Origin of the sequence: Bacillus sp. FSL W8-1202, from assembly GCF_038006165.1 — a bacterium.
Lineage (GTDB): Bacteria > Bacillota > Bacilli > Bacillales > Bacillaceae > Bacillus > Bacillus subtilis.
In genome coordinates this window covers 3,484,291-3,497,323 of record NZ_JBBOUR010000001.1, presented here as the reverse complement: position 1 = coordinate 3,497,323, position 13,033 = coordinate 3,484,291, and the positions used below count along the sequence as shown (strand labels likewise).

At 42.1% G+C, this 13,033-nt stretch carries 14 protein-coding genes; 9 read left to right on the top strand and 5 right to left on the bottom strand.

The window, feature by feature from the left end:
- Positions 1 to 8 precede the first annotated feature (8 nt).
- The 3 genes from ispG to NSQ09_RS18465 form a co-directional block, all read right to left on the bottom strand.
- The gene (gene ispG, locus NSQ09_RS18475; protein WP_341032335.1) at positions 9 to 1,142 is read right to left on the bottom strand and encodes a flavodoxin-dependent (E)-4-hydroxy-3-methylbut-2-enyl-diphosphate synthase; all 1,134 of its coding nucleotides are present in this window, start codon (positions 1,140 to 1,142) and stop codon (positions 9 to 11) included.
- Between the two features lie 122 nt (positions 1,143 to 1,264).
- Positions 1,265 to 1,564: a LysM peptidoglycan-binding domain-containing protein gene (locus tag NSQ09_RS18470; protein ID WP_014480280.1), complete on the bottom strand. Its 300-nt coding sequence runs from the start codon at positions 1,562 to 1,564 to the stop codon at positions 1,265 to 1,267.
- A 94-nt stretch (positions 1,565 to 1,658) separates the two neighbouring features.
- Positions 1,659 to 2,420 carry a DUF1189 domain-containing protein gene (locus NSQ09_RS18465; RefSeq protein ID WP_095843841.1) on the bottom strand — a complete coding sequence of 254 codons (762 nt, stop codon included), beginning with the start codon at positions 2,418 to 2,420 and terminating at the stop codon, positions 1,659 to 1,661.
- Between the two features lie 109 nt (positions 2,421 to 2,529).
- On the opposite strand from NSQ09_RS18465, the gene NSQ09_RS18460 reads away from it, so the two are divergent.
- The 9 genes from NSQ09_RS18460 to pstB (NSQ09_RS18420) all read left to right on the top strand — a co-directional run bounded on the left by NSQ09_RS18460 (position 2,530) and on the right by pstB (NSQ09_RS18420) (position 12,025).
- The gene (locus NSQ09_RS18460) at positions 2,530 to 3,012 is read left to right on the top strand and encodes a DUF456 domain-containing protein (protein ID WP_004398518.1); all 483 of its coding nucleotides are present in this window, start codon (positions 2,530 to 2,532) and stop codon (positions 3,010 to 3,012) included.
- 178 nt (positions 3,013 to 3,190) lie between these two features.
- Positions 3,191 to 3,799, top strand: coding sequence for a superoxide dismutase SodA (gene sodA / locus NSQ09_RS18455; RefSeq protein ID WP_014480278.1), 609 nt, complete (start codon positions 3,191 to 3,193; stop codon positions 3,797 to 3,799).
- 106 nt (positions 3,800 to 3,905) lie between these two features.
- On the top strand, positions 3,906 to 5,198 hold the full coding sequence (locus NSQ09_RS18450) for an MFS transporter (protein WP_341032331.1): 1,293 nt from the start codon (positions 3,906 to 3,908) through the stop codon (positions 5,196 to 5,198).
- Between the two features lie 114 nt (positions 5,199 to 5,312).
- Entirely contained in the window at positions 5,313 to 7,463 is a 2,151-nt protein-coding gene (pbpA, locus tag NSQ09_RS18445; RefSeq protein WP_144530360.1) for a penicillin-binding protein 2A, read from the top strand.
- A 154-nt stretch (positions 7,464 to 7,617) separates the two neighbouring features.
- Positions 7,618 to 8,520, top strand: coding sequence for a phosphate ABC transporter substrate-binding protein (locus NSQ09_RS18440; RefSeq protein ID WP_341032328.1), 903 nt, complete (start codon positions 7,618 to 7,620; stop codon positions 8,518 to 8,520).
- Between the two features lie 68 nt (positions 8,521 to 8,588).
- Positions 8,589 to 9,518 (top strand): phosphate ABC transporter permease subunit PstC, encoded by a 930-nt coding sequence (gene pstC / locus NSQ09_RS18435; RefSeq protein WP_014477352.1) that lies wholly within the window; start codon positions 8,589 to 8,591, stop codon positions 9,516 to 9,518.
- Positions 9,518 to 10,402 (top strand): phosphate ABC transporter permease PstA, encoded by an 885-nt coding sequence (gene pstA, locus NSQ09_RS18430; RefSeq protein ID WP_017696173.1) that lies wholly within the window; start codon positions 9,518 to 9,520, stop codon positions 10,400 to 10,402. The genes pstC and pstA overlap by 1 nt, the downstream gene beginning before the upstream one ends.
- Positions 10,403 to 10,422: 20 nt before the next feature.
- Positions 10,423 to 11,232: a phosphate ABC transporter ATP-binding protein PstB gene (gene pstB / locus NSQ09_RS18425; RefSeq protein WP_015384102.1), complete on the top strand. Its 810-nt coding sequence runs from the start codon at positions 10,423 to 10,425 to the stop codon at positions 11,230 to 11,232.
- Between the two features lie 10 nt (positions 11,233 to 11,242).
- On the top strand, positions 11,243 to 12,025 hold the full coding sequence (gene pstB / locus NSQ09_RS18420) for a phosphate ABC transporter ATP-binding protein PstB (protein WP_257986075.1): 783 nt from the start codon (positions 11,243 to 11,245) through the stop codon (positions 12,023 to 12,025).
- A 28-nt stretch (positions 12,026 to 12,053) separates the two neighbouring features.
- On the opposite strand, the gene NSQ09_RS18415 is transcribed toward pstB (NSQ09_RS18420), so the two are convergent.
- Positions 12,054 to 12,518: an endolytic transglycosylase MltG gene (locus tag NSQ09_RS18415; protein WP_014480272.1), complete on the bottom strand. Its 465-nt coding sequence runs from the start codon at positions 12,516 to 12,518 to the stop codon at positions 12,054 to 12,056.
- Positions 12,515 to 12,868 (bottom strand): hypothetical protein, encoded by a 354-nt coding sequence (locus NSQ09_RS18410; protein WP_014477348.1) that lies wholly within the window; start codon positions 12,866 to 12,868, stop codon positions 12,515 to 12,517. Before NSQ09_RS18410 ends, NSQ09_RS18415 begins: the two co-directional genes overlap by 4 nt.
- Positions 12,869 to 13,033 lie beyond the last annotated feature (165 nt).

The following is a 13,033-nucleotide window of genomic DNA, read 5'->3' as shown; positions in this document are numbered from 1 at the left end:
GGTTCCCGTCAAGCTTTTTGTGTTTCTTCTTTTAATTTTGCTTTTTCAGCTTCAAGTTTTGCGTAGTGTTCCTCAGCAAGAATGTCAATTTCTTTTTTGAGTTCTTCTACCATCGTTTCCTCTGGAACCTTACGGACAATTTTCCCTTTCCGGAACAGTAGCCCTTCACCGCGTGCGCCGGCGATTCCGATATCAGCTTCTCTCGCTTCACCAGGTCCGTTTACAGCGCAGCCGAGAACAGCAACTTTAATCGGCGCTTTTATCTTAGAAATATACTCTTCCACTTCATTGGCAATGCTGATTAGATCAATCTCAATACGGCCGCAAGTCGGGCAAGAGATGAGCGTGGCAGCATTGGAGGCTAAGCCGAAAGATTTCAGAAGCTCCCTTGCTACTTTTACCTCTTCTACAGGGTCTGCGCTTAGTGAAATGCGCATGGTGTTCCCGATGCCTTTGCTTAAAATTGCGCCGAGTCCTGTTGCGCTCTTTACTGTGCCGGCAAACAGTGTTCCTGACTCGGTGATCCCGAGGTGAAGCGGGTAGTCAAACGCTTTCGCCGCTTTTTCATAAGCCTCGATTGCAAGGTTCACGTCAGAGGCCTTCATGCTGACAATAATATCGTGAAAATCAAGATCCTCAAGAATTTTAATGTGATGAAGTGCGCTTTCTACCATTCCATCGGCAGTCGGATAACCGTATTTTTCTAAAATGCGTTTTTCCAATGAACCGGCGTTTACTCCGATCCTGATCGGAATGCCTTTGTCTTTGGCCGCTTTAACAACCGCTTCAACTTTTTCACGTCGACCGATGTTGCCGGGGTTGATGCGGATTTTATCTGCGCCGCCTTCAATGGCTTTCAACGCAAGTTTATAATCGAAATGTATGTCAACAACAAGAGGAATGGAAATGCGCTTTTTAATATCCGCAATGGCGTTTGCTGCCCGTTCATCCGGACATGCTACCCGAACGATTTGGCAACCGGCTTCAGCCAAACGGTTAATTTCCGCAACCGTTGCTTCTACATCATGTGTTTTTGTTGTTGTCATGCTTTGGATGACAACTTCATTGTTGCCGCCTATTGTTAAAGGTCCCACTTTGACGGGACGCGTTTTTGTACGATGTGTGATTTCACTCACTTGCAATCGCTCCTTAATTGTAGTTGCCGCTTCTAGATATAACAATTCTAGTATGGTTTATGTGAATTTATTTTACAAATTACATTGTAACAGTGTCTTCGCCGAACTGACAAGAAATTAACGTTAAATTAAGGGTAGACCGGGAATTTATACGCTGTTCCCGCTTGAATGGCATTGGCTTTCACATTTGGATTCAGTGCTTCAAAATCCTTTACAATGTCATCCGGAGAACCTGCTGATCCGACTATCGACATAACCGTATCACCCGGCTTTACCTTCACCGTTTTATAAGCCGGTTCTTGTACAGCCGTTTTTGCTGATGCTTCATAGACAGGGAGGTCCTGAATGGGGATGGTTCCAATTTTAAGGTCATAAACAAGAATAAAAAGTATAAAAACAATGCTGCATACTAAGGTGAGACGCTTCATCGCTTTTCCTCCCGCATACGAAATTTTATACCATAGTATGCTTGTCCATTTCGATTCATGACAAAAGAAAAGAGACTGCGAATGCAGCCTCGGTTTATACAGCAGCTTTTTTGGACGGAATCTCTTTTAAAACGAGAAACAGGATGACAAAATTGACAAACCAGTTCAGCAAAAATTCACTTGGTACGGTTGCTTCTAGTGCCCGCATGGTTGTAAAGAATACAGTTGAAAGGGTGATGGAATAAGCAGAAAGCTTCCAGAGCTGATGATAGGATAAATGTTTTTTCTGAGAATTCTTAATGATTAACCCGATAAGCGCTAAAAACGATACTTCAATAAATTTTCCCGCTGCTGTTACGAGAAAAATAAGAGCTGAGAGAACAGTTACAATCATCGCTTTATTTTGGTTTAAACCTGCAATGACATCTTTTTTCTGTAACTCTGACGGCATCATTGAGTAAGACATTTCTTGGGCTTGTCCGTCAATGGCCAAAACAAATTTGTTCTGAAGGATGCCGATCGCGTTTTGCTTTGCTTCAATTTGTTCAGTGCCATAGGAGTCTGTCGGATCGAACACGATAACGAAACCATTTGCTTGAGATTCCGTGGCTTTTTTCTCATCCGTTTGAAGTTTGCCGTTTGAAATTGTGAAGTCAGGGAAATCTTTGTTTAAAACAGTTTTAAAGCCGTTCATTGATTTTACGGTCCCTGTACTTACATAATAAGCGGTAGGGATTGCAAACAGGACAGAGAGCAAAAATACATAAAGAATCGCTTTTCCGATTCCTTGAAATCTTGTTTTTGCAATATCACGGGGAGAGTATGTACTTTTAATGAAAAGCTGAAACACATTCACTATCTTCACTTCCTAGCTAAACTAATATATGTTGCTTATTGTATCGTTGCATGCGTGTGAATACAAGGAAGACATGAAGAAGACAGAGTAAAATGGGAGGATGGAAGCTATGGATATGTTGTATTGGCTGTTGATTGCAGCGGTTTTTATCATTGCCTTTATCGGGCTAGTGTATCCTGTTATTCCGAGCGTAGTATTTATTGTTGCCGGATTTGTATTGTACGGATTTTTATTTTCATTCAGTCCGTATTCTTATATGTTCTGGCTTGTTGAGGCAGTTTTTGCCGCAGTATTATTCGCAGCAGATTACGTGTCGAATCTGCTTGGAGTAAAAAGGTTCGGAGGAAGCAAAGCTGCCATATGGGGAAGCACGATCGGTTTATTAATCGGGCCTTTTGTCATTCCGGTTGCAGGGATCATATTGGGGCCGTTTATCGGGGCTGTTTGCGCAGAACTTATCGTCCATCAGAAGGACTTAAAGTCAGCGTTTAAAATTGGCCTCGGCTCACTCATTGGTTTTTTAACAGGGGTTATTGCAAAGGGCATCATACAGCTTTTGATGATCGGATACTTTTTATGGACGGTCCTATAAGAAATGCTGGCGGCAGGTTTAATGGGGCAGATTATCGGTTAAAGTGAAATATGTCCGCTGAAATGAGCCAAATCGTGAGCTTTTTCATTGATTACAAAGCATTCTTTTGTTACATTGAATGAAGAAAGGCTCGCTGTGAAGCGGCATTTCAGTACATATATACTAAGGAGGAATTATCATGGCTTACGAACTTCCAGAATTACCTTATGCGTACGATGCTTTAGAACCGCATATCGACAAGGAAACTATGACTATTCACCATACGAAACACCACAACACATACGTGACAAATTTAAACAAAGCGGTTGAAGGAAACACTGCTCTTGCCAACAAATCAGTTGAAGAGCTTGTCGCTGATCTTGATTCTGTTCCTGAAAACATCCGCACTGCGGTCCGCAACAACGGCGGCGGACACGCGAACCACAAATTATTCTGGACACTTTTATCTCCAAACGGCGGAGGCGAACCGACTGGCGCGCTTGCTGAAGAGATCAGCAGTGTATTTGGAAGCTTTGACAAATTCAAAGAGCAATTCGCAGCAGCAGCAGCTGGACGCTTCGGTTCTGGCTGGGCATGGCTTGTTGTGAACAACGGCAAACTTGAAATCACAAGCACGCCAAACCAAGATTCTCCGCTTTCAGAAGGCAAAACGCCTATCTTAGGTCTTGACGTTTGGGAGCATGCTTACTACCTTAACTATCAAAACCGCCGTCCTGATTACATTTCAGCTTTCTGGAATGTTGTAAACTGGGACGAAGTGGCTCGTCTATACAGCGAAGCAAAATAATGGCACAAACAAGGTCCTCATTATGGGGCCTTGTTTTTTTATGTCTTCTTTTTACATATCTCGGTTTGAGTGAGACAGACTAAGGGATAGTAAAGGGGAGTCAGTAATGAGCAAACTAAAAAAAGTGATAGGCGATGTAGACGTAAACAAAGGGTTACTCTTTCTGCTGACCATTGGCGGGCTTTACTCGCTGGGAATTGCACTGTCCAATACTTTTGTTAATGTGTATCTTTGGAAGCAGTCAGGGAAATTTATTGATTTGGCGATATATAATTTATCCATTGTGACAATGCAGCCGATAACCTTTTATTTGGCTGGACGGTTAGCCAAAAAAATAGACAGGGTATTCATTTTAAGGTTCGGCGTCATTTTTTTAGCTGCCTTTTATTTAAGTGTGCTTTTAGCCGGAGAAACGGCGGCCAGCCGCCTCGTGCTAATCGGCGCGGTGCTCGGAGTGGGCTATGGCTTTTATTGGCTAGCGTTTAACGTACTGACCTTTGAAATAACAGAGCCGGATACACGAGACTTTTTCAACGGGTTTATGGGCATTCTTTCTTCCTCTGCAGGAATGATCGGCCCGATTGTAGCCGGATTCGTGATCTCAAGGCTTGAAAATAATACGGGTTATACAGTGATTTTCAGTCTCTCCCTCAGTTTATTTGCCCTGGCTGTCGTGATGAGCTTTTTCTTAAAACGGAGAGAATCAAAGGGCCGTTTTATGCTGAGCAAAGTATTTGGAGAGCGCCATAGCAATATGAATTGGCGGAGAATCACGAATGCGCATTTTTTTCAGGGTTTGAGAGAAGGGATTTTTGTCTTTTTAATCAGTGTGTTTGTATTTATTGAGACAAACAGTGAACTTGCTCTCGGTACATTCGGTCTTGTCAATTCAACTGTTTCCTTCTTTGCCTACTACTTTGCATCCAGGCTGATTAAGAAAAAGGCGAGAAAAAAATCGATTTTGCTGGGCGGACTTATTTTGTATGGCGCGCTGTTTTTGATTCTGTTCCATATGAGCTTTTCGACATTATTAACGTACGGCGTTTTTATTGCCATCGGCTATCCTCTGTTGCTTGTGCCATATGTATCACTTACATATGATGTGATAGGGAACGCGAGGCATGCCAGAAAAGCAAGAATTGAATATATCGTGCTTAGAGAAATGTTCTTGAATGCCGGCAGAATTGTTTCCATTTTGTGCTTTCTCCTGATCATGGCCCTTCTGAAAGAGGATGTGGGAATTCCTTTGTCACTTGCGATATTGGGTATAGGACATCCTTTGATTTATTACTTTGTCAAGGATATCCGTTTTAAGGAGAAAGAAGGGGAAAATGAAACCAAGGAAGAAGACGGCCAAAAGCGGGTAACAGAACCGACCCTGTTAAAAGGCGAGAGATAATTTTTTTTGCCAAAAAGGGGTTATCTGTAGAAAAAAGTCGAAAAAACCTTTAAAATGAAAACTGGCACTCTTACTTGAGTGTCTTTTCTTTCTGTAAATAGAAAAGGTGATGTTATGAGGAGAAATAAACCAAAAAAGCAAAATCATAAAGAGAAAAAGAAGTCGCTTCCGATCCGGCTGAATATTTTATTTTTAGCTGCCTTTGTTATATTTACCTGGATTATTGTGGAACTGGGCATCAAGCAGATCGTGCAAGGCGATGATTACAAAAACCAAGCGAATAAGCAGGAACAAAGTGAAGTCAGCTCAGCGGTACCACGCGGGAAAATTTATGATCGAAACTTTAATGCCATTGTGACAAATAAGGCTTTAAATGCAATCACATACACGAGATCTAAATCGACCACGCAAGAACAGCGCTTAAAGATCGCAAAAAAGCTGTCTGACATGATCAAAGTCGATACAAAAAAAGTAACAGAACGGGATAAAAAAGATTACTGGATTTTGACTAGACCGAAAGAAGCAAAAAAGCTCATTAGCTCTAAAGAAAGACAGCAGGTTGAAGACAAAAAAATATCCGATGACGATTTATACCAGCTTCAGCTAAAACGGATTACTGATAAGCAGCTGAATGAATTGACGGATAAAGATATGCAGATCCTCGCTATCAAAAGACAGATGGATTCGGGCTATGCATTGACCCCTCAATATATCAAAAACGAAGGTGTATCAGCGAAGGAAATGGCAGTGGTAAGTGAACATTTAGACGAACTGCCAGGTGTTGATGTCACGTCCGATTGGGAACGTGAATATCCGTATAAAAACCTTCTTCGCTCAGTGCTCGGAAGTGTGTCCAGCTCTAATGAAGGATTGCCGTCCAACTTGCTCGACCATTATCTGTCGCTTGGCTACAGCCGAAATGACAGGGTCGGAAAAAGTTATCTGGAATACCAATACGAAAGCCTTCTGCAGGGCCAAAAAGCCAAAGTCGAAAATATCACAGATTCAAACGGCAATGTCACGGGAACGAAAACCGTTTCTGAAGGTAAAGCCGGTAAAGATCTCGTCCTTACGATTGACATTGATTTGCAAAAAGAAGTGGAAAAAATCATTGAGAAGAACCTCAAATCTGCTAAAGCAAGACCAAGCACGCAATTGTTAGACAGGGCATTCGTTGTCATGATGGACCCAAGAAACGGTGAAGTGCTTTCAATGGCGGGCAAGCAGATTAAACAAGAAAATGGGAAATATAAAATTGATGATTACGCTTTAGGTACAATGACGTCATCTTACGCCATGGGTTCAGCAGTCAAAGGGGCAACAGTCTTGACAGGCCTTCAAACCGGTGCCATCAACCTGAATACAGTTTTTCAGGATGAACCATTGTATATCGGCCAGGATAAAAATGGTAAAAAATCCTGGACTACTTTAGGACCTGTTAACATTCAAAGAGCCTTAGAGCAGTCTTCCAACGTATTTATGTTTAAAACAGCGATCGCGCTCGGAAAAGGTGAATATAAACCGCACCAGGCTTTACCGATTGATACGACGGCCTTTGATACGTTCCGTAATTATTTCAGCCAATTTGGATTAGGTGTCAAAACTGGAATTGATCTTCCGAATGAAATGACAGGCTATAAAGGAACAGACAGATTGACGGGATTCTTGCTTGACTATGCGATCGGGCAATACGACACATATACACCGCTGGAACTTGCGCAATACGTATCAACGATTGCAAACGGCGGATATCGCTTAAAGCCTCAGCTTGTAAAGGAAGTCAGAGAACCTGATGCTAAAAGAGGGATCGGTGCTGTCGTACAGTCCGTTCAGCCGGAAGTGCTGAATAAAATCGACATGAAGAGTGAATACATTAAAGAGGTTCAGGCCGGATTCAGACGGGTGATGACAAAAGGGACAGCTGCCAGCCAATTTGCTTCAGCGTCATATCAGCCTGCCGGCAAAACAGGAACAGCACAATCGTTCTATGATGGACCTGATAAATCAAAAACAGGAACAGCGACTTATAATACGACACTTGTTGCCTATGCACCGGCTGATAATCCTGAGATTGCGATCTCTGTAGTAGTCCCTTGGGCTTATATTGATTACAGCGCTAAATATACCATTACAAACGAAATCGGCAGGGAAGTAATGGATAAATATTTTGAGCTGAAATCGAAGCAGGACAAAGAAGATACTCAGCAAAAGAATAAAGATAAAATTGAAGAAAATGCAGAAAACACAACGTCTTCTGATAACTAAAAAGAAACGCTCACATGATGTGGGCGTTTTTTTTATACAAAAAAACGCACTGATTTACAAAACCTTAACATTCGGTTCAAACCCTTTTTACATAGAACCTTTACTCTATACGTGTAGGACAAATTACACATTATACGCAGGGGGAATTCAGGAAATGAAAAAAAACAAATTGGTGCTTATGCTTCTGATGGCTGCTTTTATAATGATTGCAGCTGCATGCGGAAATGCAGGAGAAAGTAAAAAATCGAATAGCGATTCTGCAAAAGGAGAAGAAAAGGCATCAGGTTCTTTAACCATTTCTGGTTCATCGGCCATGCAGCCACTAGTACTTGCAGCCGCGGAAAAATTTATGGAAGAAAACCCTGATGCTGATATACAGGTACAAGCTGGCGGTTCTGGAACAGGGCTTTCTCAAGTCTCTGAAGGAGCTGTTCAGATCGGGAATTCAGACGTTTTTGCTGAAGAAAAAGAAGGCATCGATGCAAAAGCGCTTGTCGATCATCAAGTCGCTGTAGTTGGTATGGCAGCAGCTGTAAACCCTGATGCTGGTGTGAAGAATATTTCAAAAGATGAATTGAAAAAAATCTTCACTGGCAAAATTAAAAACTGGAAAGAGCTCGGCGGCAAAGACCAAAAGATTACACTTGTAAACCGTCCTGATTCTTCCGGCACACGTGCTACATTTGTGAAATATGCGCTTGACGGAGCGGAGCCTGCAGAAGGCATTACTGAAGATTCCTCCAACACGGTGAAAAAAATCATTGCTGATACTCCGGGAGCGATTGGATATCTTGCATTCTCATATTTAACAGATGACAAAGTAACTGCTCTATCTATTGACGGTGTTAAACCTGAAGCGAAAAATGTAGCAACTGGCGAGTATCCGATCTGGGCTTATCAGCATTCTTATACAAAAGGTGAAGCGACAGGTTTAGCTAAAGAATTTCTTGATTATCTAAAGAGTGAAGACATTCAAAAAAGCATTGTTACTGACCAAGGCTACATTCCGGTTACTGATATGAAAGTGACACGCGATGCCAACGGGAAGCAAAGCTGATCTTAATAAAAAGAGGAGTGCGGGGACAACCGTTTCTCCTCTTAACACATTCATAGGAGTGTAAAACAATGATAAACAATAGAGAAAATATGTCTGTGAGCGAGCGTTTAATCAGCTCAAGGCAAAATCGGCAATTGGATGAAGTTCGGGGAAGAATGATTGTGACAGCATGTGCGCTGATTATGATTGCGGCATCTGTTGCGATCACCATTTTCCTCGGCGTGAAGGGGCTGCAATCTTTTCTTGTAAATGGTGTAAGCCCAATTGAATTCTTAACGAGCTTAAATTGGAATCCTACAGATAGTGATCCGAAATACGGAGTGCTGCCATTTATTTTTGGCTCATTTGCAGTAACGATTCTTTCTGCTCTAATCGCTGCGCCGCTTGGCATTGCAGGTGCGATTTTTATGACAGAGATTGCCCCGAATTGGGGAAAGAAAGTGCTGCAGCCGGTGATTGAGCTTTTAGTCGGTATTCCATCTGTTGTTTATGGATTCATAGGTCTTACAGTATTGGTGCCGTTTATCGCCCAGTTCAAATCGAGCGGAACAGGGCACAGTTTATTGGCGGGAACGATTGTCCTTTCCGTCATGATTCTGCCGACGATCACATCGATTTCTGCTGATGCAATGGCTTCTCTTCCGAAGAGTTTACGAGAGGGTTCTTATGCGCTTGGTGCGACAAGATGGCAGACGATCAGAAAAGTACTTGTGCCTGCGGCTTTTCCAACATTGATGACAGCTGTTGTGTTAGGCATGGCTCGGGCGTTCGGTGAAGCTTTGGCTGTTCAGATGGTCATTGGAAATACAAGAGTATTGCCGGAAAGCCTGTTTGACACTGCGGGAACGCTGACAACGATCATCACGCTGAATATGGGCCACACCACATACGGAAGTGTTGAAAACAATACGCTGTGGTCAATGGGGCTTGTGCTTCTGGTGATGTCATTCTTGTTCATCCTGCTTATTCGCTACTTGTCATCTAGGAGGAAAGTGTAATGAACCGCAAAATAACAGATAAATTGGCGACCGGAATGTTTGGTTTGTGTGCAGCCATTATCGCTGCCATTTTAGTAGGTTTGTTTTCCTATATTATTATAAACGGTGTTTCTCAGCTCAGTTTTCAATTTATTACAACAAAATCGAGCGCCATTGCAGCTGGAGGAGGCATACGAGATCAGCTGTTTAACTCCTTTTATATTTTGTTTATTACAATGCTGATTACAATCCCGCTCGGTGTGGGCGGCGGAGTCTTCATGGCTGAATACGCGCCTAATAACAAAGTAACTGACTTCATCAGAACATGTATAGAGGTGCTTTCATCTCTTCCGTCTATTGTCATTGGGATGTTTGGATTATTGATGTTTGTCAACTTAACAGGCTGGGGATATACGATCATAGGCGGAGCGCTTGCGTTAACTGTTTTTAACCTTCCTGTCATGGTGCGTGTGACAGAAGACGCGATCCGTTCAGTCCCTAAAGATCTGAAGGAAGCCTCTCTCGCTTTAGGTGTATCACGCTGGCATACCGTAAAAACCGTTTTAATTCCAAGTGCGATTCCTTCTATCATCACAGGAGCAATTTTAGCGTCAGGAAGGGTGTTCGGGGAAGCGGCCGCATTATTATTTACGGCAGGCCTGACAACACCGCGTCTTAATTTTACGGAGTGGAACCCGTTTTCGGAAACATCACCGCTTAATATTTTCAGGCCCGCTGAAACACTTGCGGTCCACATTTGGAACGTCAATACACAAGGAATGATTCCGGATGATGAAGCGATTGCCAACGGTGGTTCTGCCGTGCTGGTGATTTCTGTTCTTGTGTTTAATCTCGCGGCGAGATGGCTTGGCACGATGATTTACAAAAAGCTGACGGCAAATTAGAACGGAAAGAGGCGAAAAACATGTCTGAACAAATGGTAAAAGAAAAACCTGAGCGAGCTGTTATTGTTCCGAAGCAGAACCACGTGCTTGAGGTCAAAGATCTGTCTATTTTTTACGGAAATAAACAAGCAGTTCATCATGTAAACATGGATATTGAAAAAAATGCGGTGACTGCTTTAATTGGGCCGTCGGGATGCGGAAAATCCACTTTTTTGAGAAATATTAACCGAATGAACGATTTAATTCCATCTGCAAGAGCGGAAGGTGAAATCCTTTATGAGGGATTAAATATATTGGGCGGCAATATTAACGTTGTCAGCTTGAGAAGAGAAATCGGAATGGTTTTCCAAAAACCAAATCCATTTCCGAAATCGATCTATGCGAATATCACACATGCATTGAAATATGCCGGAGAGCGGAATAAAGCTGTTTTAGATGAAATTGTGGAAGAAAGTTTAACAAAAGCGGCGCTCTGGGATGAGGTGAAGGATCGTTTACATTCATCCGCACTCTCGTTATCCGGCGGCCAGCAGCAACGTTTATGCATCGCGAGAACGCTTGCGATGAAGCCGGCTGTTCTTTTGCTTGATGAACCAGCTTCAGCGCTTGATCCGATTTCAAATGCGAAAATAGAGGAATTAATTACAGGATTGAAAAGAGAATACTCAATTATTATTGTCACGCACAATATGCAGCAGGCTCTGCGGGTTTCTGACCGGACGGCATTCTTTTTAAACGGCGAGCTTGTAGAATACGGACAGACCGAACAGATTTTCACGAGTCCGAAAAAGCAAAAGACAGAGGATTATATTAACGGGAAATTCGGATAGGAGGGCGGCAATGAGTATTGCTACCGAAGCTGTAATGAAACAGGAAGTCTATCAAGTCAATGGAATGAACTTATGGTATGGGCAGCATCATGCTTTAAGAAATATCAATTTGAGCATTTATGAAAATGAGGTTACGGCGATTATCGGGCCATCCGGATGCGGGAAATCGACCTTTATCAAGACATTGAATTTAATGATTCAAATGACGCCGAATGTAAAGCTTGCAGGTGAGCTGAACTATAATGGCAGCAATATTTTAAAGGATAAAGTGGACATCGTGGATTTACGGAAAAATATCGGCATGGTATTCCAAAAAGGGAACCCGTTTCCGCAATCTATTTTTGATAATGTGGCTTACGGACCGAGAGTCCATGGCACCAAAAATAAGAAGAAGCTTCAGGAAATTGTGGAAAAGTCATTAAAAGACGTGGCGTTATGGGATGAGGTGAAGGATCGATTGCATACGTCCGCTCTTTCGCTGTCAGGGGGCCAGCAGCAGCGTCTTTGCATCGCCAGAGCACTTGCGACCAATCCTGATATTTTGCTGATGGATGAACCGACATCTGCACTAGATCCAATCTCAACGAGAAAAATTGAAGAACTCATTCTAGAGCTGAAAAATAAATATACAATTGTCATTGTCACGCATAACATGCAGCAGGCAGCAAGGGTTTCTGATCAAACCGCCTTTTTCTACATGGGCGAGCTTGTTGAATGCGACAATACGGATAAAATGTTCTCTAACCCGAAGGACCAAAGAACGCTCGATTACATTTCAGGAAAGTTTGGATGAAAAAAACAGGCTGAGTCAGCCTGTTTTTTTATCGTGTTAACGTTTTTACGATCTTTTTGAAACTCATGTCTGATTTTACTTTAAACTCGCCGGCACGAATTTCTTTGTGATAGCCGGCATCAATGACATAGTCATTAAAGTCTTGAGCCGAAGAGATAATGCCCTCTTTTTCAAGAATAGCAGATACATCCGCAGTGCTCATGCCATCTTTAATTTTGAGCTTGTACGTTTTGACTTTGTCTGTTTTCGTGTCTGAGCTGCTGTCATCGGTCAACGATTTCTCTTTTGAATCAAGAAGTTTTTGATATTCATCACGGTTCACAGAAACCATTTTTTTAGAATCAAGGTAATTGTTCACGTCTTGTTCAGTTACTGTTTTATTATCTTTTACAGCAGCGGCCTGGTCTTCGTCAGTCAGATAAAAAACAGCTGCAAGAACGGCTGTCGCTAAAATGATGCCGCCAGCAAATGCCTGAATGCCCCGTTTTGTCATACGAGCACCTTCTCATTATCTTTGATAATCGTATTCACGTCTTCCACTGATACATGCTCAGCTTTAGCAATCGCTTCAGCTGACATACCGTTATTATATTTAGAAAGTATTTGTTTAGCGATTTTTTGATTGATGTCGCTCTGCTTTGATTTGCGAATGACAAGGTTAGTTTCCAGTAATTCTTCCTCAAGCACTGTCATTTTCTTTTTGAGCTTGTAAATTTCCTGCATCGCAGAAAGCTGCAGTGTTTCGAGTTCCTGTTCTACATCTTTCATCGGGTCTCTTTGAGAATATGAGAATGCAATTAGCGCTATACTGACGATAAACAACGCAATAATAGCAATTTCCACGTTTCATCACCTTCTATTCTTTTTTTATCCTTCTTTTTTATACCATAAAACCAATAGTTTCTAAAGGAATTCGCGAAAAAAACGAGATTTTGTCGAGAAATCTTTCTTTGCTTCTTCTTTATGTAATGGTTTAATAGGGACACGAAGTGAACGATTGGAAAGGAG